This window comes from Clostridia bacterium (assembly GCA_017394805.1).
Classification (GTDB): Bacteria; Bacillota; Clostridia; order Christensenellales; family CAG-1252; genus RUG14300.
In genome coordinates, this window is record JAFPXC010000024.1 from 1 (window position 1) to 21,173 (window position 21,173).

Here is a 21,173-nt window from a genome sequence, read left to right on the forward strand (position 1 = left end):
GAAGAAACTCTTGCCGCAAGCCGAAGGTTTGAGCGGGTGCCCCTTTAAACAATAGGTAGTGTCTTTGACACTACTTTTTTTGCTTTTGGTGAGAGCGCCTCCCGCGAGGGAGGAGGGAAGTCCCGAGCGAAGCGAGGGGCTATCCCGACCAGCGCGTTGTGAAGAAAAAACTCTTGCCACAAGCCGAAGGTTTGAGCGGGTGCCCCTTTAAACAAAAGGTAGTGTCTTTGACACTACGGTTTTTGCTTTTGATGAGAGCGCCTCCCGTGTGGGTGGAGGGAAGTCCCGAGTGAAGCGAGGGGCTATCCCGACCGACCAAGCGCGCATCGTGCTTGCACAAAAGCCTTGAAATACAAAAAATACCCCATAGGGGTATCTTTTTCTCAAAATTCGTCTGCAATCATCGTCAGTCGGAAATGACGTTCGGGAAATTGCCTTTCAAAAAATGCCTGTATTCGGGGTGGTTCGCGGCGTTCGCGTATTCTTCGCGTACGGTTTTGGCGATCCACGCGTGCTTCTCTGCGGGCATGTCCTCGTATCGCCGTATCGTGATAAGCCCCTCTCTCGCCGCCTGCACGATGGCTTCGTATGCGTCCGGGACGTACTCTACCGCGGTCACGGCTACGGGCTGGCTGCTCACGACGGCATACGGAATGCCCGTTGCGCAGTCGGCCTCGACTACGGCTTCCGCGCGATAGATATACCCAGCTACGCCCTTGTACGTCTTTTCTATGCCGTGGGGATAGTATTCTTCCAATCGCAGAATTCCGCGCTCGTCGAATCCGTAGGGGCCCCATTTCGTGTATTTGCCGTCATAGGCAAAGCCCGTCTCTCTGCAAAACTTTTCGACGGCGTTGCTCAAATAGACGAGCACGTTTTCCCGTTTCGAAGACAAATAGACCAAGGGTATTCCGTGTTCGGAAACCCTTGGTTCAAGTCGCTCAATCCTACCCGTAGGAGATGCGTGATAGTACATAATGTTCTCAAAATCGCTATACGTATAGGGGTTTTCGGTGCCAATCAAATTTCTTCTATCTTATCCAACACCAAATACATATAAGTCTCTTGGCCCTCGAACTTCTCGGTGCCGGTGGTGTTGATTTCCAACCGTCCCCAAATGCGCACGCGCGCATTGTTGCCCAACGTGAAGTAGGAGCCGTCCTTCATTTCCATACGGATGCTGTTGTCGGGTATCGTGCCCGTGACGTAGGGGCAACTCGACACCGCCGATTTGCAGAGCACGTAGTATTTGCTGGTGCAGGCGAAAGTGTACCCTTCCATGATCACGTTTTGATGGCCGTATTTCTGCATAGACTGCGCTTCGGCGGCGGTCGTGGGCACTTTCAGCGTTTTGAAATCGAGTTCGGTGTACTTGTTGCTTTTGGCGATGGTCACGCCGACGGTCACGGCGCATACGACGGCTACCACCAGGCAGGCTGCCACGATGGCGATGATCGCGCGCTTTCTCTTTTTCGCTTTCAGCGCTTGCGTGCGTGCTTCGGCCTCGGCTTTGCGCCGCGCCATTTCCCGATTGCGTTTTTCGATTTGCTTGTCTTTGTTTGCCATACTATTACCTCAAATATTGAATTGGCTCGGTGCGATAGGCCAGCAACGCGGGCAAGAGCGTTGCCAGCAGTCCCACGCCGTAACTGCCCAAAATGATATACAACTCGGCCAAACAGCGTTTGACGGGGCTGATGACGATGCCGAGCATACCCGTGAACGTGCCGCCGATAACGGCCAACCCCGCGAAGGACAGAAGCCAGCCCGCCAAGCAGCCCACCGTCAGCAAAATAAAGGATTCCAACAGCATGGAGCAAAAGATCTTGGCGCGGCTGCTGCCCAAGGCGCGCAGGATAGCCACGTCTCTACGCCGTTCGCCCACGGCGGTGAACATGGCTAAGAATAGCATATTGAACGCCATAACGATGACGATGACGATGATGGCCAAGACGATTTTGCCCGCGTCGCCGAACAGGGCGGACACGCCGTGCAAGGTGTCTACCGTACCGGCCAAAGTCACGTTGGTGGCGTTGGCGTACGTTTGGACGAGGTTGTTCATACCGTTGATGGTCGCGGACAGCAGCACGAGATGGATGAAGCCTTCTTCGGCGTGATTTTCTTCGCCTTCCTCTTCTTCGTCCTCTTCCGCGTGTGCGTGAGACGCCCATATCGCTTGATAATGCGTATAGGCCGCGTTGTCTACGGCGGTGCCCGTTGGCGCCAAAACCCCTACCACGTGGTAGGCAAATTGTGCGTGTTCGCCCTCGGCGTCATGGCTGTGGCTGGCCGTGAATACCGAGCCTACGTCGAGTTTGAGGTTGTCGGCTACGGTGTGTCCCAATACCACGTCGGCGGCGTTGGGCGTGGGGTCGTATTCGCCCAGATATACGCCCGAGGACAGCGCGTAGAGCGCGACGCCGTCTTGCACGAAGTAGGTGCTGTCCGTGCCGATAACGCGGTAGTCCGAGCCCGTGACGAAGTCCGCCATGGCGATGGGCACGGCCGCTTTGACGCCCTCGATGGCCTTGACTTGCTCGTATTCGGCGAAAGGCAAGCGCTTTTTGGGCATATCGTAGAAGAAAAGACCGTCCAAAACCATATCGGTCTCCGAGCAGTTGCCGCCCAGTATGTACGTATATCGCTCGGTGGATGTGCCGAATTGGTCGTTGACCTGCTCGCTGATGTTGATCATCATGAGCATCAAAAGAATGCTGACCGTACAAGAGATGACGACCAAAACGTTGCGCAACGGCTTGGCCAATATATTGTTTTTTACGAAGCGCAGCAACATATTACGCCTCCTCTTGTCGGTTGACGTCGGAAATATCTAACACCACGTCGAATTTCTCCGCCAACGACAAATCGTGACTGACGACCAACAAGGTGGCCCCGCACGCGCGTGCGCTGTCTATCAGTAAATCCATAATATGCGCGCTGTTGCGCTTGTCCAAATTGCCCGTAGGCTCGTCCGCCAGCAAAACCTTGGGCACGTTGACCAGAGCGCGCGCGATGGCGACTCGCTGTTTTTCGCCGCCCGACAGTTTGTTGACCTTGACGCCGCTTTTGTCCGCCAGCCCCACCTTGCCGAGTGCGTCCATCGCGCGGGCCTTGGCTTCTTTGGCGCGTGCTTTTTGCTCGACGAAAGCGATGGGAACGAGCACGTTCTCCAAAGCGGTAAATCCGTCGAAAAGATTGAAATCCTGGAATACGTACCCCACGTTTTGGGCACGAAACGCGTCGCGTTGGCGCTCGGTCATGCATTGCACCATATCGTCGCCCACCTGCACGATGCCTTCTTCGGGCAAAGCCAAGCCCGAAATCAAATTGAACAAAGTCGTCTTGCCTGTGCCCGATTCGCCCTTGATAAAATAGGACTTGCCGTCCTCGAATTCGCAGTACGGGACATCCAAAACGAGCCGCCCGTCATACGAACGCTTGATATCTTGTAATATAATCATACGTTAAACCTCCTATTACGTTTGTCAAAAATGCCCAAGCGGGCGACGGAATAGGCCTAACAACTCAATTTGACCGCCAACGAGACGGGAGAAAAGGAAAAAGCGTGATACGGCCGACGCGCGGTCTCGCCGTCGGTGCGAAGAGACGCCACGACGAAGCACGAAAGGACGAGGACGAAGGCGACGCCTATCACCGAGACGATGCGGCATACGGCGCAATCGCAATGCCCTTCCATCGTGTGGGCGCAATAAATGACGTTGGACAAAACCAGCCCCACCGCCAGAATGCATAGGAGCAACACGATCGCCGGTATCAATTTGCGCGAAAAACGATATCTCATAGTTCCATTGTACCTACGTTCGTCGGCAAAGTCAAGCCCGAACCCCCAAAAGGACCGGGTTTATGGCACCAACGCGTCTATTTCGTCGAACAACGCGGGGTATTCGGCCCGCTCGAAGCGGCGGGAATGCGCCATATAGTGCAGGTTGTGCAGATTGTCGCGCTGACAGTCGTGCGTGAGCAGGTCGTAGGTCTCCTCTACGGCGATCTCGCCCGCCTCGACCTCGTGCGGCATATTGAGGGCGGCCGCCTGCCAATAGGCGGCGGGGCGAGGCCGCACGGCGTTGAGGTCTACGACGAGCCAGCCCCCTTGCGTCCATTTGGCGCATTTGCCGTTCGCGCCTATGCGGTAGTCCTTGCTACGCGCCGTCAGGGCGTCGAAGTCGGCGGGGCGCAACACCTCGTGCGCCTCGACGAGCATACGGAAGAGAAAGTAATACCCCGCCCAATCGGGGGCTTCGGTGAGCGCGCGCCCTACGACGACGGTAGCCGCCGTGCGATCGAACCCGCCCTCGTCCGCCACGGTGGCGTCGAAGGTGATCTTGACGGCGATATGGTGATGCGCGCAGTATTCTGCGGCCGCATCGCGGATATTTCGTTTGGTGAGAGGGGTGTCCGTGTACATACGAATAGTGTACCACAAGCGCGAAAACTTGTAAACGGTTTGTAACGAGCGGTCGAAAAAACGCGCGGTTTGTGATTGCGTGGGGGAGCGTGAAAAGCCCCGACCTCTTGCGCGAAACGATAAATATATTACGCGCGGGAAGGGGCCAAAGCTGGGGCTAAGCGAAGGTGAAAACGCCGCAAAACCACCCCAATTTGTAGTAGGTTAGCCCCCCAAAACGCTCCGAAACCGACATATTGTGGGGGCAAAACTATACAAAACGTATCGAAAACGGGTGTTTTTGGCCGAAAAACGCGTGTTTTTGGGTATTTTGGAATGAACAAGTTATCGTTTTGAATACCCGAAAAACGGGGGTTTCGGCGACCGTTTTGCGGGGTCGTGGTGCGCAATACCCCCCATACGTAGGGTAGGTAGTACCGAGCCGCATCCCGCGCGGACGGCAAAAAGGCGGGCGCGCGGCGCGTAAACGGGTGCGCGGAAAAACGCGCGATATATACAAAACGTATAGCGGCGCTTTCGTGCCCTCGCTCGGGCAAGATTCGGCGCGTGCCGAAGAAGCCCATTCGAGCCGCGAGCGGGCGAGCGTCGCGCATTGTCACCCGCCCTCTCAATATGGCGTACTTGTCGGTCTGCTATATTGACGTCACCTTGCGCCGAGGGCGAAGCCATCGTGTCGAAAGGTCCCGTGGGGCATGTACCTCCGCTTATGGGATTCCTCGATACGCTCGGAATGACGGTGCGTATCGGCGCCATGCGCAGTCTGATCGACCGCCGTGCCCTCTCGGCGCTTTGGGCGCGACGTGTGCGCGCAGTGCGGGCGCGTGCATTTTGCGCGTAACGCGGAAGACAAAAATGTATAGAACGTATAGTTTTTATGTATATTTGGGGAAATTTGGCGAAAAAGTTACACAAATAATCGTTTAAGTCATATAAATAAGTTGACTGGGGCGCTTGTGCGTGGTATAATGACGGGGAACAGTAGGCTCACTGTAGGCTTTTTGTCCTCATGCATACGTGCGTCGCGTGCCTATGCGTATGGGTGTGCAAAAGCCGCGCAAACTAAAACAAGGTATGTTCGGCGAGTGCCGTCAAAATACAAAAATCTTATTCAAGGAGAACGAACAATGAAGCAAAGCAAACGTGGTTTTACCATTGTAGAGTTGGTAATCGTGATTGCCGTCATCGCCGTTTTGGCCGCGGTGCTCATTCCTACCTTCTCGAGCCTGATCAAAAAGGCTAACCTCAGCGCCGATATGCAAGCCGTGCGTCAAATGAACCTTGCATTGAAAGCCGAAGAGAGCAAAATGGGCGCCAAACCCGCCGACGTCGAGACTGTTCACCAGATCTTGGCGAACGCCGGTTACAACACCGAGAACTGGCAAGCCCTTACCAAGGGTTATCAAGTCTACTGGTACGCTCTCGACAACGTGATGATCCTGTACAGCTCCACCGAGCACAAGGTCGTCTATCCCGAGACCGTCGATCCCAACCTGTTCCTCGATACGACCAAGACCAAGTACCTCAAACTGTACAACGACAACAAGTTGAAAGCGGAAGAGTTGGACACCGGTTTGAATATCGAAAGTTCCAAAGCCGGCCAAACCAAGACTCAAATCCTCGGTGGCGCCACGACCGAATCCGAAAAGGTCGCCCTCGAGTCTGTGTACAACGCGATGGAAACCAACCCCGTGATGCTTAACAGCATCGGCATCGAGGATACCGAAACCGCCAAGATCACCGCGAGCAAAGAATTGACCAGCGACACGGTGGCCACCGGTACCTACGCCTCCATGCAAATTTTGAAGGTTGAGAGCGAATTGACCAGCTCCGGTGACGTCAACTCCAATGTGTACTACATCAGCGTCAACACCAGCTCCTCTGCCACCGCCGACGAAATCAAGATCGCCCAAAAGGCTGCCAGCGAGTACGTCTACTCCCTGTTCACCCAAATCAACTCGGGCAAGATCTCCGAGAACGCGGCCATCATCATTCCCGCCGGTACGACCATCGACGCCAGCGATCACGAGTGGGCGCCTGTCAAACAATTCACCGGCTACTTCGGCACCGACAATGCGGCCAACCCCATCGTCATCAACGGCGCTCGTTTGACCAAAGCCACCGGCTACGGCGAGACGATGACCTTCGAAGGCTCGGGCGGTAAATACTTCGTTACCGGTTTCTGGGGCACTCTGTACGGCAAGACTACCATCGAGAACGTTACCTTCCGCAACCTCACGATGGACGAGCCCGGCAGCAACTTCGATATGACCTTGACCACCAAGCAACACAGCCGTAACTCCATCGGTATCATCGGTGGTGTCGTCGACAATCCCACCCCCGGCAAGGCCAACCAAAGCGTCACCAACGTCTTGTTGAAGAACATCACCGTTGAGAACACCGTCACCATCAAGGGCGCCGCCACCGCGGCAGGCTTGGTCGGTTACGTGGGTTCGAGCGGTGAAACCGACGTCGTTGGCGGCAAAGATACGTATCGTCGTTTGTGCAACGGCACGTTGACCATCGAGGATTGTCACGTGTCCGCCACCGTCATCGGCGGCCCCGAAACGAGTAGTTACGGTCCCTGCGGCGGTCTCATCGGTTTCTCTTGCCGTGTCGAGGATCAGCCTGCGAGTAAAACCGCCGTTGCTTCTTATGACGCCGACGGCAACAACACCAAAGAGATCTTCAACATCATCATTCGCAACAGCGTGTTCGACGGCAAGGTCAGCGGTTACCAGGGCGTAGGCGCCGCCATCGGCGATATGCGTAGCGGATTGATCGTCTTCGAAGGCACCAACGACTTCTCCGGCGCCACGTTGACCGCGGTCAGCAATAACGCCAACATGCTCGGTGTTGTCGGCGGCACTGTCGCCGGCGGCATTGTAATCTATTTCGATACTGCCGACGCGACCGTCATGCCCATCAACCCCGAGACTTCCGCCCCCTATCCTTACTGGCAAGGCAACACCGTCGGTGGTCATCAAGACAGCCGTCTCTCGGCCAACAAGTATGACACCATCAAGGATAAAGACGGTAACAACATCGGCGGCAACAACGGCAAAGTCGTTGCCTAACGCAACAGCACATTGTTTGTAGCATTCTTGCTGCATAAATTCTGCTAAGGAGCAACTATGATCATCGTATTGATGCTATTATGGTCGCTCGTAGCGGTGTCCCTCGTGCGCTTCCTCTATAGGAAGCGCATGAAGTGGGCGGCCATCAGCTACGGCGTACTCTATATCATACTGACCGCGTGGATGTACTTCCTCTTCGCGGTTGACGTTGCGCACCTCGGTTTCGGTCAGACCAAACTGAGCCTGTGGAACGCCGGCAGTATTTATAGTGCTTTCGCCGACGTCAACGCAAGACTGTTTGCCGTATCCGAGGATTGGCTGATCGCCGTCGTGTTTTTGAGCATTGCCATCGCCGTGTCCGTGGTGAGTTACCTCGTCATCAGCAGCGTGCAGTTGGCAAAAGAGATCTATCGTCGTGTTCGTCGTGCCCTTCGCGCCGTCAAGCGCAATGTCCTTGCCGTGGAGAGGCACGACGCACCCGCGGTGCCTAACAAAATCTATCTTACTTTGTGTAGGCTACTCGATTGAGCGTATTTTAAGGCGCCCGTATAGATATATCCATCATCGACAATCCGCCTTCGTGCCCACGCACGAACTCTTAGCAAAGGAAGGGCGCAGTAACCCTTTGCCTTGAAGTTTTTGCCCAAGCCGAACGGTAGGAAAGTCTGCCAAAAACACAAAATAAAAACAAAAAAAGGAGATTTATTATGAAAAACAGAAAAGGATTTACCATCGTTGAGTTAGTTATCGTTATCGCGGTTATCGCCATCTTGGCCGCCGTGTTGATTCCTACCTTCACCACCGTCACCGCCAACGCGCGTGCTTCCGCTGCGCAAAGCCAAGCCAAGAACGCCCAAGAAGCGTTGCTCTCCAACACCGAAGGTCAAATGCCCGAGAATACCTTGTTCGCCATCAATAGCGACAGCAAGGCCGACGCCGACTACTTCTTCGTCATCGAGAACCGCAAGCTCGAGCAAAAAGACGTGAAGAAATTCGCTGCCGATACCAAGTATCCCCAGGGTGAAGCCAGCACCGACTATGCCGGCGGTATCTTCTCCGTGTTCGTCTCCGCGGGTCGTTTCGGCACTGAAATGGCCACCGACAAGAAGGACAACATCGATGCTTTGATCAAAGACGTCCTCGACTACAAACTTTCCGGCAAGGACGGCAAGAAGGACGGCACCAACGTCGGTAGCTGGGTCGCCACCGCCGACACCGCTGCCGAGGGCAACGATCACAACGCCACCCCCACCGGCATCAAGTCCAACCCCTTGGAGACCTCTGCTTACGCCGTGTGGAAATATCAAGCCAAAGACGGCGAGACCACCGCTCTCGTCAAGGTGTACTACAACGCCGACTTGGCTGACACCTGCGTCGCGTTCATCGCTCAATAATCGTTCTCAAACCTAATATAGGGGCACCGCACACCTTATGGGTGCCGCGGTGCCCTTTTATATTTACGCGCACGAGCGTGCGCGTAAATATAAAAGGAAAATCGAACGAAACCCTCGCGGGATATGGCAAAACAAGCACGTCATTCCGAGGGATCTCCTAAGTAGAGGCACATACCCCATGGGACCTTTCGACACGACGGCATAGCCATCGGCTCAAGGTGACGAGCCCGAGATGGGGGCGGATAGGAAAGGACGGCGTGCGCACGCTAAGTATAACGAGAGATATCTCGCCCGAGGGCGAGGGGAGATCCAACTCCGTCGGGAGAAATCCGCTGACGCGGGAGAAATCCAAGGCACAGCCCTTGGGAGAAGCCCAAACGCAGGCGTTTGGGATATGGTGTAAACGAACGGCACGCGGGCGTGCATCGAGGTAGGAATGTCGGGACGCAAACTGTTACAAACCAAAAGAGCCTTTACCTTGGCGGAGTTGGTGGTCGTCATGGCCGTTATGGCCATTATGATAAGTATGGTCGTGTCCTTTACCTTGATATGCAACGCCTGGAGCAAGTGGGGTACCAACCGCTACAAGCTGACCTCTACCGAGCGGCTTTGCTCCACCTTCTTCCGCAAGTTCGTGTCGTTGTACGACGCGGAGGACTACTATTTCGAGACCACAGAAGACAACGGCGTGCTGACCGCCGTGTCGGTGTCGGATCCCACCGAGCGATACGCCTTCTACTACCACGTCAACGGGGAAGAGTTGGAGTTCAACGTCAAAGGCGGAGAGGACGGCTATTGCCCCGTGCAATACGTCCGCAGCGTACATTTCTCGGTGCGCACCAACGCCAAGAATCAGCAGTTGATCATGATGCGCGTCTCGTACGCCATGCCCAACACCTCGGTCGGCCTGAACGAGCAGTACGGCAACTACGATATCCTGATGTGCACGCGCGGCACGGGGGCGAAACCATGATGAAGCGCTTGCTCTCCCGCAAGGGAATGGGACTTGCCGAAGTGGTGGTGGCGATGTCCATCATCATCGTGGTCAGCGTGACGGCTATGAGTATGATCATGCGTTTCAGCATAGTCAGCAACAATATGACGCAGATCAACAACGGTATCAACGTCGCCGAAAAGGGTATGGAGTGCTTCAAGTACGCCAATTCCAACGAGGAATTCACGGGGTTGATGTACCTGTTCGTCAGCCCGCAAATAGAAATCGAAAGCAACACGCTCTACGTCTACAAGGGCGAAGGGTACACGGTGCGAATGAAGGTCATCTACGGCACGACCTCGGCGACGTTCCTCGCCACCGTCAAGGACAGCAAAGACCGCATGGTCCTGAGTATGCCGCGCTACGAGAGGCATTATTGATATGAGAAAGATACTTCGCAACAAGCGCGGATTGGCCATGGAGATGGCGATAGGCACGATGCTCATCATCTTTGCGATGTGCACGATGCTGTTGCTCATCACCGAGATGACCACCATTCTCAACAACCGCACGACGACGACGACGAGCACCCGCCTGACTGCGGACAGCATCGGCGAGGAGTTCTTCCGCGCGCATAGAGCGGGCACCGACTTCTACGCCGAATTCTATCGGGGCAAATACCGCCCTGTGTTGTCTATGGTGGACGAGGACACCGAGCGAATGCTCATCTACTACGAGGGCAACTCCACCCCTATGCTGTGCGTGGAAGTGCGCGGCAAAGGCGCGGACGCCAAGGTGGTGCGGTGGAGTTACAATTACGAGCCGCCTACGGAATAACCGTAGAGAAGCCGCTGCCGCGGGAGAAATCCAAGGCGCAGCCTTGGGAGAAATCTCGCCTGAGGGCGTGAAGAAATCCATTCTGACGAATGGGAGAAATCCGCTAACGCGGGAGAAATCCGTGCCAAGGCACGGGAGAAATCCAAACGCAAGCGTTTGGGATATGGAGAAGAATATAACGTCATCCCGAGGTATTCGAGGGATCCCATAAGCAGAGGCACATACTCTATGGGACCTTTCGACACGATGGCTTCGCCATCGGCTTAAGGTGACGTAAAAAGGAGCAAGCAATGGCGCAAGTATTTACAACGGTGATATCCATACGAATGCACGACAAGAGCGTGCGGTTCTATTCCGCCGTGGGCAACGACAAAGGCAGCATCCAAATGGACAGCAAGCCCTTCAAGGCCAAGCCCTTTACGGACGAGTTTTACCGCGAGTTTACCAAGTTTTTGACCGACTACAGCGCCAGCAAGCCCTCGTACGCGGGCAAAGCCGCCAAGGTGACGATATTGGTGCCCGACGGCCTGGTGATGACGGACAGCGTCAATATCCCCGGCGTCAACCGCAAGAGTCTGGAAAACCTGACCAACGTCGCCATTCAGGCACGCTATCACAACCTGGCCGAATTGCGCTACAACAAGTTCGTGTCGGCCTCCAACAAGCAATACAGCACCATCAACCTGGTGGTCATTCGCCAAAAACTGTTGCAGGGGTTGTACACCTGCTGCAGCGGCAGCAATATGTTCGCCAACGTGCTGACCTACGAGTCCAACGCCATCGTGGACGGCGCCATCGCCCTTAACGGCAAATTGAAAAACGGCACCTACGTTTTGGTGGATATCAAAGAGGGCTATTCGCGCATCTGCTACGTCGTCAAGGGCACTACGGTGGGTTGCTACGACCTGCCGTTCGGATTCGGCATCTTGCACGACAACAAGTTGGTGGCCGAAAATATGCTCTTCGACCACCCCGTGGCCGAACTCGCGGTCATCAACGCCAAGGAGAAAGCCAAGGCCAAGCAGTTGACCATGGCGGGCGGGGACGCGGCCGCCGAAAGCGCGGACGCCGAGCCGCAAGAGGCCGAAAATTTCGACGCGGAAATCTCGTTCTCCAGCGACCAAAACACGGTGCAACGCGCGGTGCAGATCAAGACGTTGCCCAAAAAGACCCCCCGCGTACTACCCAAATTCATGCAACGCCCCGTGCCCGAGTCGCCCGAAGGCTTCGAGGCGGAGAACTTCCGCATCTTCGTCAAGTGGACGTTGGAGTTCATCAACGGCAACGCACGATTGAAAGAAATGGGCGCGGTGGATACGGTGTACGTCAATATGCCCCCTCGCTTCGATCATCTCTACGATACGGTCAACCTCGAGAAAGAGGAGAACGGCGTCACCTTCGTGTCCCTGGGGCTGGACAAAGAAAAGGATCTCGTGGCTCGCCACCTCGAGTTGTACGGCGGATTGTACGCCGCTCAGTACAATCAAAACAACAACTTCTGAGGAGAAGCAATGCGTAAGTACAAGTACGTCGCTGTCAATCTGCATAAAGAGAAGTTCCACGGCATCTTCGTAGCCGAGAACGAGCGTGAGCTTGCCACCGAGTTGGCCAAGCAAAATCTCTTTTTGATTTCGTACACGGTGGACCACGGCAAGGGACCCAGCAGTTTCTTCACGTTGGGCAGCGGCAAGGTGAAACTCGGCGATTTGACGACGTTCTGCCGTCAATTCGCCATTATGATCAACTCGGGCACGTCCATTCTGGAGTGCTTGTCCAACCTGCGCGCGCAGTCCTACGACAAGTTCTTCAAGGATATTATCGAAATGATTTACGAGGATGTCAAGGGCGGCGTGATGCTGTCCGAGGCCATGGACAAGCACAGCAAAGTCTTCCCCGAGTTCTTCCGCAGTATGATCTACGTGGGCGAGGTCAGCGGCAAGTTGGAGATGGTGTTCAACAGCCTCGCCGACTACTACGAAAACGACGCCGCCATGCGCAGGAAGACCAAGAGCGCCATGGCGTACCCCATTATGCTTTTGGGCATCACGGTGGCTATCACCATTGCGATGATGCTCTTCATCGTGCCCACCTTCCGCGAATCCTTGAGTTCGTTGGAGATCACGCCCACCGGCATCACCAAAGTCGTATGGGTGATGTCCGATTGGTTTTTGGCCAACTGGAAGAAACTTCTTTTGGGCATAGGCGCATTCATCGCGTTGTTCTTGGTGATCCGCAAGACAAAGCAGGGACGTTTGCTTTTGGACAAGTTCAAGTTGCAGGCGCCGCTCGTCAAGAAGATCACGATGGCGCAGATCACCGCGCGTTTCGCCCGCGGTTTCGGCTTGTTGCTGTCGTCGGGCATGGACGTTATGGACGCATTGGATACCATACAGGTCGTGTTGGGCAACCAGGACGAATTGGCGCGCTTCAAAAAAGCCGTGGAAGACGTGCGGCAGGGCGAGCAACTGGCGGCGGCTTTCAACAAGTACAAACTTTTCCCCGATTTGCTTATCCAGATGGTGGCTGTCGGCGAGCGAAGCAACGCGTTGGACGAGGTGCTCACCCGTTCGTGCAACTTCTTCGACGAGCAGGTCAGCACGACCATTCAGAGCATCACGAGCAAATTGCAGCCCATCTTGTTGGGACTGATGGGCGGCGTGGTCGGTACGCTGTTTATCGCCATCTATTCGCCCATGCTTTCCATTATGACCACCCTTGCGTAGGCGTATGACGATAGTCTAAGGAGCAGAGAATGAATATTAACTACGAACTACTGCAATATTACGTGTACAAAAAAGTCGTCAACCGCAAAACGGCGGACGAGGTTTTGGTGGACGCCGCGCGCGTCAAGACGTATATACGCGACTACCTTCTCACCAAGGAGTATATCACCGAGCCGGGCGAATTGGACGTGTTGAGCGAGTACTACAACATTCCCGCCGTCGAGTTGGAAATGTTGGATATCGACAAGGAATTGTTCGGGCAATTCGGCTTCGAGTTTATGAAGGCGCACAAGATGGTGCCCGTGAGCATCAACAACGACGGCATTCTCTTGGTGGCCATCGGCAAACCCGTGGACTGCTCCACCATGTCCGCCGTGTCCATCTGCTATACCGGCCCCGTGGACTACGTGTTGACCGCGCCCTCGCAGATCGACCGCTATATCGACGCGGTGGCCGCCGTCATCACCACTTCGGCCGCGTTGTCCGACCTCAACGCCGAAAAGGACGACCAACTCTTCTCCGACAAGGGCGGCGGCGAGGTGTTCAAAGAGAACGACGTCATCAACAACCCCGCCGTGCGGTTGGTGGACAGTATCATCAAAGAAGCCATTCCCTACCGCGCGAGCGATATTCACATAGAGCCTTTTGAGAAGCGCGTGCGCGTGCGTTACCGTATCGACGGCGACTTGCAGGAGCGTGCGGAGTTTCCCATTGAGTCCTATTCGGCCATATGCGCCCGTTTGAAGATTTTGTCCGGCTTGAATATCGCCGAGCGGCGTATCCCGCAGGACGGCCGTATCAACCTCGTCGTGGGCGGCAAAGAGTACGACTTCCGTGTGTCCAGCATGCCTACCGTGCACGGCGAGAAGTTCGTTATCCGTATTTTGGACAAGACGTCCTTCCACTTTACCCGTACCGACTTGGGCTTTACGGACGCCGAGAACGTGGTCATCGACAAAATGCTGATGCGCCCGCACGGCATCATCCTCTTGACGGGGCCTACGGGTTGCGGCAAGTCCACCACTTTGTACTCCTTCCTCAAAGAGGTCAACGATCCCACCGTCAATATCATTACGGTCGAGGACCCCGTCGAGTACACCATGGCGGGCATCAACCAAACGCAGGTCAACAGCAAGGCCAACATGACCTTCGCGGCGGCGTTGCGCGCCATCCTTCGTCAGGACCCCGACATCATCATGATCGGTGAGATCCGTGACGAGGAGACCGCCGAGATCGCCGTCCGTGCCGCTATCACGGGCCACTTGGTGTTCTCTACGTTGCACACCAACGACGCGCCCGGCGCCATCACGCGTCTCGAGGATATGGGCGTCGCCGACTATTTGGTGGCGGACGCTTTGGCGGGCGTTATCGCCCAGCGTTTGGTCAAACGGCTTTGCCCCGCTTGCAAAAAGCGCGGCAAGACCAATGCGAAAGAAATGGAAATCTTGGGCGTGAGCGAGCCCATCAGCATCTTCCGCCCCGTGGGCTGTCAATTCTGCAACAATACGGGGTACAAAGGCCGTGCCGCCATACACGAGATACTCTTTATGAACGAGAATATGAAGAACGAGGTGGCGCGTAGCAAAAACCTCGACGTATTGCGCGAAATGGCCGTCAAAAACGGAATGGTGCGTCTGTGGCAATCCTGCCAATCCTTGGTGTTCAAGGGTGTGACCAGCCTGCAGGAATTGATGTCGCTCAACGCCGAATAGGAGGGAATTATGGCATCTCAGCAACTCTATAGCCGCGTACCCGCCAAGATGAGTATGTACAATCGAAGCGACAGTTTCGATACCTTTGCGTGCTCGGCGGATTTGGATAGGGATTTCGTCGAAAGAGACCTGGCGCCGTTTTGCGAAAACAAGCCCTCGCAACAGGAGGCGGCCCTCCTGCGTACCCAAAAAATAGACAACGGGTACTACCAATTCGTTACCAAAGACGGAATTATGGTGCAAAGCAGCATCGCCTATATCCCCGTGGATTATACGGGCGAGCGCAGTACTTATCTCGTGCACAACCTCGTATATACGGCCGAAGAAATGCGTGAAGTCGTGTCGCAACCCAACTTCGACGTATTCAACCCCGCCATGTTCATTTCGGATCTGGACGCCTTTGACGTGACCAATCCGCAGGCCAAACCCTTGCGCGAGTATCCGCACAAGGAATTCGAAAACAAAGAGGCCGAGAATACCGAGTGGCTGTTGCACACCTTCGATCTCACCACCATCAAGCGTTTCATCTACGCCATGTTGGCGGCGGCTTGCGGCAAGTTGAAGGGCGTGTATTTCCTCTTGTCCAACCAGGACACGTCCCTCATTTCTTTGCGCTTTATCAACAGTTTTTTGCAGATAATGCCCTATCACGTGCGCCCCGAGTTGAGTTTTGCCACGCGGCTGTCCGATATCAACCGCTTCCCGAATATTCGCCTGAAAGCGATGAACGCGATGCTGCCGCACGTGCCCCAAAGCAAAGGCGCTTTCTTTGACTTCATGACCAAGACCGTGGTGGGCGTCAAAGACGAGGATATCACCGCCAACGGTCAGATGGTCGAGTTCTTCTACAGTCTATTGTCCAACGACGCCTTGCGCCGCGAGTTTTTGATGGCCACCCATCACGCGGTGTCCACCGTGCCCGCTTTGGGCGTCGTCAACCTCAAGGCCTTGGCCGACTTGGTGTTTTTGTTCCGCGCGAGTTCGGGTATGTACGACGTGGACGCCATTTTGCCCAACGACGACAAGGTGACCGACTTCTTCCTCATCTACGAGAAGGCCCGCGCGGCCTTGTCGGACGAGTATCGCATCAACGCGATGAAGGTGCTGGAACGCTATCCCGCGACGCACAATGCCATTCCCAAGCAGGTGTTCGCCAAGCTCACCAAAATCTACGCGAGCGAGATCCCGGGCACCAAACACGTGGTGATGAAGGTGGTGCTTGACCTCATACACACGGATATTATGCGCGACAAACTGTTCGCCTTTATCTGCGCCAACTACAAAGGGGAGGATCCCGAGACCAAAAAGCAAATCAACCTCGATCTGTTGCGCGTGTTCTACGGCGGGTTTTTGCAGCCGCAGATATTGGAGTTCTTCAACGACAACTTCGCTTCCGAACCGCAGGAGACCCGCGACGTCATAGTGGAGCGCGTATTGCTGGCCATTCGCACCCAAACGGTCACTGGCCAAATCCTTGATTTTTTGCGAAATCATTACAAGCGACTCGGCAAAACCGCCAAGGATATGGTGTACGACACCCTCTTGGAAAATTTGCCCGAAGGTGACGAATTGTCCCTGACGTTTGCCACTTTTATCGACCAACACGTCCCCTCCGAGCGTGTGGAATTGCGCAATAGAGTAGCGCAGGAACTGTGCAGAGAGGTCGAAGCCGAGCAACGCCGCAAGGAACACCCGATGATGCTTATGTTGCCCAAAATGCAGGGCTTCGTGTACAACGTGGCGGTGGGTATGATTATGAGCACCTGGTCGTCACGCAAGATATTTGCCGAGTATTGCGACGTCATTTCGCAAGGCGACGTGGCGTGGCGTATCGAGCAGATGCTGCGTATTTGGCAGACGTTCCCCTTTTTGGACGACGTTTTGGCCAACAAGATGCTGGTGACCTTGGCCGACGCCAACGCCCAACACCCCGTGCGTATGGACGTCTACCTCGTCATGCAGATGGAGAATACGTTGATGGAAGGGCTCCAAAAGACGGGCAACGACGCGGCGTACGGCTTCGGCATAGGCTTTTTGGACCGCGTGCTCCGTCCCATGATCGGCGGCGCCGTGTGGGATATTTTCCGTCACCCCGATCGTCCCAACGGCGCGGAGACCGTCATCGCCTACGTCAACGAACACCCCGCCGCCAAGTCGGACAAATTGGAGGTCGTCGAGAATTATCTCGCCGTCAAAGAGGGAATGATCGCTGGCAATACCGAGCGGTGCATCACGCACGTAGAGTTGTTGCCCAAGGACAAAGCCATGCGCGTGGCTATGGCCAACTACCTCAACGAAGAGGTGGGCAAAGCCGCCAAGATCGGCGTGTCCGTGTGCTTCTTGCAGAGCATCATCAACTATCTCAAGACGGGCGGGCTGGCGTTGCGCGGCATATACGACGTGCGGCAGGAGCCGTTCGAAGTGCCCGTGGGCGACGCTCCCGACGAGGTGCTTTTGAAGGGTAGAGCCGCCAAGAAACAGGAAAAGATCGACCAGACCGAGCGGCGCATCGCGGCCTTGCGCGAGGTGCTGTCCATCGGCAACGATATCGTGCAGTACGCCCAAACGGAAGAGTTCTGCTTGGCGGCGACGGCCGAGTCGTCCGAGGTGCGGGACGTGTTGGCGGCGTTCGTGAGCAGTCAGGACAAGGCGGGCGTCAAGCAGGCCGAGACCGTCATCGAGAAATTGCGCCCCAAAAACAACGAATTCGTACGCTATTGCTACGATTGTCTGAAAGCATTGCAACCCAAAAAGAAGGGTTTTTTCGGTAAATAAACAAAAGGAGAAGGGTTATGGCGAAACGCAACAGCGGTATTAACCTCAAAAAGGTGTCAAAGGACATCAAAAAGTTTTTGAAAGACATCGGCATCAAAGAAGCGGAGATCAACGTGGATGAGAAGCGGATCACGAGCGTGTTCGATACCTCGCTCAAAGACTACGACGACAACATCATTGCGCGGTTCGATTATTATACGAACGGCCTCGCCGTGTTTTGCTTTACGTTCGATCGCCTCGACGTCAACGAGCAAACCTTGCGCATGATCAACGAAGCCAACGAAAGGTTGCTGTTCTTCCAGGTGTTTATTGATGCCGAGAAGAATTATTTGCGCTTGATGCACAGCGTTATGTACGTCCACGAGGACGACTACGACGACTACGTCGCCAACGTGCTCAAAGAGTTCGTGGCGGACTCCACCATCGAAGTGCTTACGCCCCTGTGCATATTGACCGAGGGCAATACGGGCAACGCCTGATAGGCGGCGCAAAGATGGCCGAAATCGTCGACAAAGTCTGCCTGATCGTTTCGGGCGGCCCATTCTATCGTCCCGAGGAAGTTCCCTCGGGCGATTTCGTCGTTGCGTGCGACCGAGGCGTGGCGTACGCCGCCGAGTTGGGGATCGAGCCCGATTTCATTGTGGGCGATTTCGATTCCTATCGCGGCGAATTGCCCAAGGGCGTTCCCACCGTCACACTGCCCGTCCGCAAGGACGATACCGATACGGGGTACGCCTTGCGCTACGCGGTCGAGCACGGCTTCGGCCGAGTGCGTATAGCGTTCGCTTTGGGCGGCTGTTTGGACCATACCTTGGCCAATCTACAATCGGCGGCAAAGGCGGCGAAGGCGGGCGTTCTCGTCCGTTTGGAAGGGGAGAATACCCTCGCTTATGTGCTGTCGCGGTCTACGGTGCGTCTGAACGTTCGCCGCGGACAGCGGTTGTCCGTGCTGTCACTTGGGGACGTTTGCCGCGACGTGTCCATTCGGGGCGCGCGGTACACTTTGGACCGAGCCGTTTTGTACGGAGATTATCCGTTGGGCGTCAGCAACCAGGCGGAAGGCGTCGTCGAAGTCTCTTGCGGCGAGGGCGTTTTGGCCGTAATGCTGGTTTCGTCCGACTGAACGTCTATTTTCGCAAAAAACTATTTTCACCCGATCGTATGGAATACCCCACCCACGTTGGGGTATTTTTGTTGCCAAAATCCCCCAATACGGTCGTTTTTGCGCGCATTTGGTCGGCGGCAAGTCATTTTTGGTATTTACTTTTCGCGCGAAAAGTTATATAATAATAAATACTTGGGAATTATTACACGCGCAACGCGCCGCTCGCGCCCAAGAGAGCGGCTATAGGCCTTCGGGCATACCTTCACAAAGAGATGGATAGTATTCGTACCCCCAAACAACAACGCGCCATAGAGACCAAAACCCGCATCATCAAAGCGGGCTACGAGTTGTTTGCGCAAAAAGGCTATTACAATACCAATACCACCGAGATCGCCAAGCAAGCAGGGGTGTCCACGGGCATCGTCTACGGCTATTTCCACGACAAGCGCGACATTTTGGTAGATGTGCTGGATATCTATATCGAGCAGGCTTTCGCGCCCATTTTCAACGTGCTGGAGCACTTCGTCGCGCCCTTGGATTTCGCGCGTATCATTCCGCAGATATTGGACGCCGCCGTGGCCGTGCACCGCGACAACGCCGCCATGCACGAGACTTTGCACGCGCTGTCCTCGTCGGACAAGGCCGTGGGCGACAAGTTTATGGCATTGGAGGAAGAGGTCACCCGTCGCATGGCGGACGCTCTGCGCCACGCGGGCTACCAAGATCCCGCCTTATACGAAAAGGTGCATTGGGCGATGGACTCGGTGCAGTCCTTTGCGCACGAATGCGTCTACGATCAACACGCCTACATAGACTACGCCGTTTTGCGCCGTATCGAAGAGACGGCCATCTACAACCTGTTCCAATAGGAGGGCGCAATGAAAAAGAAATGGATAATCCTTTTGATGATAATCGCGTGTCTATTAAGCCTCGCCTTGTCGGCGTGCAACCAAACGGACGCCAAAAAACAAGGTGATTCCACGCCGACTGCGCAGCAGGTAGCCGAAGCGGCGGTGGCGGCCAAGACCGAAGCGTTGCCCGACTACAACTTCGCGGAGGGCAATGAAAACAGCGAAGCGGTGGCGGCGCGCGAAGGCGACGCCGACGCCTATCTCGTCGGCCAAGCCGACGGCGCTCAAAAGTTGGTGTACGTCTATCAAGATATATCTTACGACCAAAACAGCAGCTATCGCTATATCGACGTGTATATGCCCAACGCCAAAGAGAAACTTGCGCCCGAAACCCCCGTGTTTTTGTATCTGCACGGCGGCGGCTGGGTGGCGGGTAGCCGCAAAGACGAGCGCAAAACGCTTATGCCGTATATCGCTTCTACGGGTATGGTTGTCGTCAGTATGGAGTACGCTTTGTGGTTCGGGCTCAATCAGCAGGAGTCCACGCCCTTGGGCGTCTACAGTTGGGAGCAGATGGGCGTGATGGAGATCATCAACACCGTGTTGAAAAACGAGCACCCCGTGTCGGTGGCCGATCAACAGGCGGATATCACGGCGTGCCTGACCTTCCTGCGGGATACCTATTTGCCCTCGCTGGGGCTCACCGCCACCAATATCGGCATCGGCGGCTATTCGGCGGGCGGTCACCTGTCGAGCTTGTACGCCTACAAAAACGCGGACAAATCGCCCATGCCCATCGCCTATTTGATGGATCTGGTGGGGCCCGTCAAGTTGCTCGACGAGAACTACAAGCGCCTATTGGATATGCTCACCGGTCACGTCGAAGACGCCCCCGAAGCGGCCGCCGACGTTTTGAAGTTCGTTTCGCCGTTGTTGGAAGATTTGGCGGCACCTTTGGCGGGTATTTTGGGTGAAGAGGAGCCCGTGAACATTTCTACCGAGGAGGGCTATCAACACGCCCTCGCGAGCATCGCCGCCTTGCAGCCCATCGATTACCTCAACGAAAACAGCGTGCCCACCATCATTTGCTACGCGCGCCAACACGACGATATGCCCATCATCGAGGTGCTCTTCGAATGCGAAGTGGACGATTTTATTCCCATCACCATCTATCAATCCATCTCGGCCAAGTTGGACGAGACGGGCATCGTGCACGAGGATAAGATGTTCGACAACGCCACGCACAACACCATCGGCAAGAATCAAGACTCCTGCAAGTGGATGGCGGCGCGCGTGTCGGCCTACGCCTCTCTCTACGGCACGTACGCCAAGGCGCAATAGA

The 21,173-nt window shown here is 55.3% G+C and carries 20 protein-coding genes; 14 read left to right on the forward strand and 6 right to left on the reverse strand.

The genetic code is table 11. The features are described 5' to 3' along the window. Positions 1-406 precede the first annotated feature (406 nt). The 6 genes from II896_06185 to II896_06210 are packed head-to-tail and all read right to left on the reverse strand — an operon-like array spanning position 407 to position 4,426. Positions 407-976, reverse strand: coding sequence for a hypothetical protein (locus II896_06185; protein MBQ4444222.1), 570 nt, complete (start codon positions 974-976; stop codon positions 407-409). A gap of 44 nt (positions 977-1,020) precedes the next feature. Next, a complete protein-coding gene (locus II896_06190; GenBank protein ID MBQ4444223.1) occupies positions 1,021-1,566 on the reverse strand; it encodes a hypothetical protein in 546 nt (181 codons plus the stop codon). A gap of 4 nt (positions 1,567-1,570) precedes the next feature. Further along, positions 1,571-2,794 carry an ABC transporter permease gene (locus II896_06195; protein MBQ4444224.1) on the reverse strand — a complete coding sequence of 408 codons (1,224 nt, stop codon included), beginning with the start codon at positions 2,792-2,794 and terminating at the stop codon, positions 1,571-1,573. Between the two features lies 1 nt (position 2,795). Then, positions 2,796-3,461, reverse strand: a complete 666-nt coding sequence (locus II896_06200) for an ABC transporter ATP-binding protein (GenBank protein ID MBQ4444225.1) — start codon at positions 3,459-3,461, stop codon at positions 2,796-2,798. Positions 3,462-3,517: 56 nt separating this feature from the next. Continuing rightward, complete coding sequence (locus tag II896_06205) at positions 3,518-3,802, reverse strand: hypothetical protein (GenBank protein MBQ4444226.1); 285 nt, start codon at positions 3,800-3,802, stop codon at positions 3,518-3,520. Between the two features lie 60 nt (positions 3,803-3,862). Continuing rightward, positions 3,863-4,426 (reverse strand): hypothetical protein, encoded by a 564-nt coding sequence (locus II896_06210; GenBank protein ID MBQ4444227.1) that lies wholly within the window; start codon positions 4,424-4,426, stop codon positions 3,863-3,865. Positions 4,427-5,550: 1,124 nt separating this feature from the next. Here II896_06210 and II896_06215 point away from each other — a divergent pair. The 14 genes from II896_06215 to II896_06280 all read left to right on the forward strand — a co-directional run bounded on the left by II896_06215 (position 5,551) and on the right by II896_06280 (position 21,172). After that, positions 5,551-7,500 (forward strand): type II secretion system protein, encoded by a 1,950-nt coding sequence (locus II896_06215; GenBank protein MBQ4444228.1) that lies wholly within the window; start codon positions 5,551-5,553, stop codon positions 7,498-7,500. Positions 7,501-7,557: 57 nt separating this feature from the next. Continuing rightward, positions 7,558-8,028: a hypothetical protein gene (locus II896_06220; protein MBQ4444229.1), complete on the forward strand. Its 471-nt coding sequence runs from the start codon at positions 7,558-7,560 to the stop codon at positions 8,026-8,028. 179 nt (positions 8,029-8,207) lie between these two features. Then, complete coding sequence (locus II896_06225) at positions 8,208-8,894, forward strand: prepilin-type N-terminal cleavage/methylation domain-containing protein (protein ID MBQ4444230.1); 687 nt, start codon at positions 8,208-8,210, stop codon at positions 8,892-8,894. Positions 8,895-9,330: 436 nt separating this feature from the next. After that, a complete protein-coding gene (locus II896_06230) occupies positions 9,331-9,867 on the forward strand; it encodes a prepilin-type N-terminal cleavage/methylation domain-containing protein (GenBank protein MBQ4444231.1) in 537 nt (178 codons plus the stop codon). Then, complete coding sequence (locus tag II896_06235; GenBank protein ID MBQ4444232.1) at positions 9,864-10,268, forward strand: hypothetical protein; 405 nt, start codon at positions 9,864-9,866, stop codon at positions 10,266-10,268. Before II896_06230 ends, II896_06235 begins: the two co-directional genes overlap by 4 nt. A 1-nt stretch (position 10,269) precedes the next feature. Further along, positions 10,270-10,665 (forward strand): hypothetical protein, encoded by a 396-nt coding sequence (locus tag II896_06240; protein ID MBQ4444233.1) that lies wholly within the window; start codon positions 10,270-10,272, stop codon positions 10,663-10,665. Positions 10,666-10,955: 290 nt separating this feature from the next. Then, on the forward strand, positions 10,956-12,167 hold the full coding sequence (locus II896_06245; GenBank protein MBQ4444234.1) for a hypothetical protein: 1,212 nt from the start codon (positions 10,956-10,958) through the stop codon (positions 12,165-12,167). A 9-nt stretch (positions 12,168-12,176) separates the two neighbouring features. Beyond that, the gene (locus II896_06250; GenBank protein ID MBQ4444235.1) at positions 12,177-13,388 is read left to right on the forward strand and encodes a type II secretion system F family protein; all 1,212 of its coding nucleotides are present in this window, start codon (positions 12,177-12,179) and stop codon (positions 13,386-13,388) included. 29 nt (positions 13,389-13,417) lie between these two features. Next, complete coding sequence (locus tag II896_06255; GenBank protein ID MBQ4444236.1) at positions 13,418-15,100, forward strand: type II/IV secretion system protein; 1,683 nt, start codon at positions 13,418-13,420, stop codon at positions 15,098-15,100. Positions 15,101-15,109: 9 nt separating this feature from the next. After that, positions 15,110-17,875, forward strand: a complete 2,766-nt coding sequence (locus tag II896_06260; protein ID MBQ4444237.1) for a hypothetical protein — start codon at positions 15,110-15,112, stop codon at positions 17,873-17,875. 17 nt (positions 17,876-17,892) lie between these two features. After that, the gene (locus II896_06265; GenBank protein MBQ4444238.1) at positions 17,893-18,354 is read left to right on the forward strand and encodes a hypothetical protein; all 462 of its coding nucleotides are present in this window, start codon (positions 17,893-17,895) and stop codon (positions 18,352-18,354) included. Positions 18,355-18,368: 14 nt separating this feature from the next. After that, the gene (locus tag II896_06270) at positions 18,369-18,998 is read left to right on the forward strand and encodes a thiamine diphosphokinase (protein MBQ4444239.1); all 630 of its coding nucleotides are present in this window, start codon (positions 18,369-18,371) and stop codon (positions 18,996-18,998) included. A 254-nt stretch (positions 18,999-19,252) separates the two neighbouring features. After that, on the forward strand, positions 19,253-19,849 hold the full coding sequence (locus II896_06275) for a TetR/AcrR family transcriptional regulator (protein ID MBQ4444240.1): 597 nt from the start codon (positions 19,253-19,255) through the stop codon (positions 19,847-19,849). Between the two features lie 9 nt (positions 19,850-19,858). Then, positions 19,859-21,172: an alpha/beta hydrolase gene (locus tag II896_06280; protein ID MBQ4444241.1), complete on the forward strand. Its 1,314-nt coding sequence runs from the start codon at positions 19,859-19,861 to the stop codon at positions 21,170-21,172. Position 21,173: the final 1 nt, after the last annotated feature.

Excerpts from the sequence above, each read along its gene's own strand:
- II896_06185 (MBQ4444222.1), bottom strand. The coding sequence starts at position 976 with ATGTACTATCACGCATCTCCTACGGGTAGGATTGAGCGACTTGAACCA.
- II896_06190 (MBQ4444223.1), bottom strand. The coding sequence starts at position 1,566 with ATGGCAAACAAAGACAAGCAAATCGAAAAACGCAATCGGGAAATGGCG.
- II896_06195 (MBQ4444224.1), bottom strand. The coding sequence starts at position 2,794 with ATGTTGCTGCGCTTCGTAAAAAACAATATATTGGCCAAGCCGTTGCGC.
- II896_06200 (MBQ4444225.1), bottom strand. The coding sequence starts at position 3,461 with ATGATTATATTACAAGATATCAAGCGTTCGTATGACGGGCGGCTCGTT.
- II896_06205 (MBQ4444226.1), bottom strand. The coding sequence starts at position 3,802 with ATGAGATATCGTTTTTCGCGCAAATTGATACCGGCGATCGTGTTGCTC.
- II896_06210 (MBQ4444227.1), bottom strand. The coding sequence starts at position 4,426 with ATGTACACGGACACCCCTCTCACCAAACGAAATATCCGCGATGCGGCC.
- II896_06215 (MBQ4444228.1), top strand. The coding sequence starts at position 5,551 with ATGAAGCAAAGCAAACGTGGTTTTACCATTGTAGAGTTGGTAATCGTG.
- II896_06220 (MBQ4444229.1), top strand. The coding sequence starts at position 7,558 with ATGATCATCGTATTGATGCTATTATGGTCGCTCGTAGCGGTGTCCCTC.
- II896_06225 (MBQ4444230.1), top strand. The coding sequence starts at position 8,208 with ATGAAAAACAGAAAAGGATTTACCATCGTTGAGTTAGTTATCGTTATC.
- II896_06230 (MBQ4444231.1), top strand. The coding sequence starts at position 9,331 with ATGTCGGGACGCAAACTGTTACAAACCAAAAGAGCCTTTACCTTGGCG.
- II896_06235 (MBQ4444232.1), top strand. The coding sequence starts at position 9,864 with ATGATGAAGCGCTTGCTCTCCCGCAAGGGAATGGGACTTGCCGAAGTG.
- II896_06240 (MBQ4444233.1), top strand. The coding sequence starts at position 10,270 with ATGAGAAAGATACTTCGCAACAAGCGCGGATTGGCCATGGAGATGGCG.
- II896_06245 (MBQ4444234.1), top strand. The coding sequence starts at position 10,956 with ATGGCGCAAGTATTTACAACGGTGATATCCATACGAATGCACGACAAG.
- II896_06250 (MBQ4444235.1), top strand. The coding sequence starts at position 12,177 with ATGCGTAAGTACAAGTACGTCGCTGTCAATCTGCATAAAGAGAAGTTC.
- II896_06255 (MBQ4444236.1), top strand. The coding sequence starts at position 13,418 with ATGAATATTAACTACGAACTACTGCAATATTACGTGTACAAAAAAGTC.
- II896_06260 (MBQ4444237.1), top strand. The coding sequence starts at position 15,110 with ATGGCATCTCAGCAACTCTATAGCCGCGTACCCGCCAAGATGAGTATG.
- II896_06265 (MBQ4444238.1), top strand. The coding sequence starts at position 17,893 with ATGGCGAAACGCAACAGCGGTATTAACCTCAAAAAGGTGTCAAAGGAC.
- II896_06270 (MBQ4444239.1), top strand. The coding sequence starts at position 18,369 with ATGGCCGAAATCGTCGACAAAGTCTGCCTGATCGTTTCGGGCGGCCCA.
- II896_06275 (MBQ4444240.1), top strand. The coding sequence starts at position 19,253 with ATGGATAGTATTCGTACCCCCAAACAACAACGCGCCATAGAGACCAAA.
- II896_06280 (MBQ4444241.1), top strand. The coding sequence starts at position 19,859 with ATGAAAAAGAAATGGATAATCCTTTTGATGATAATCGCGTGTCTATTA.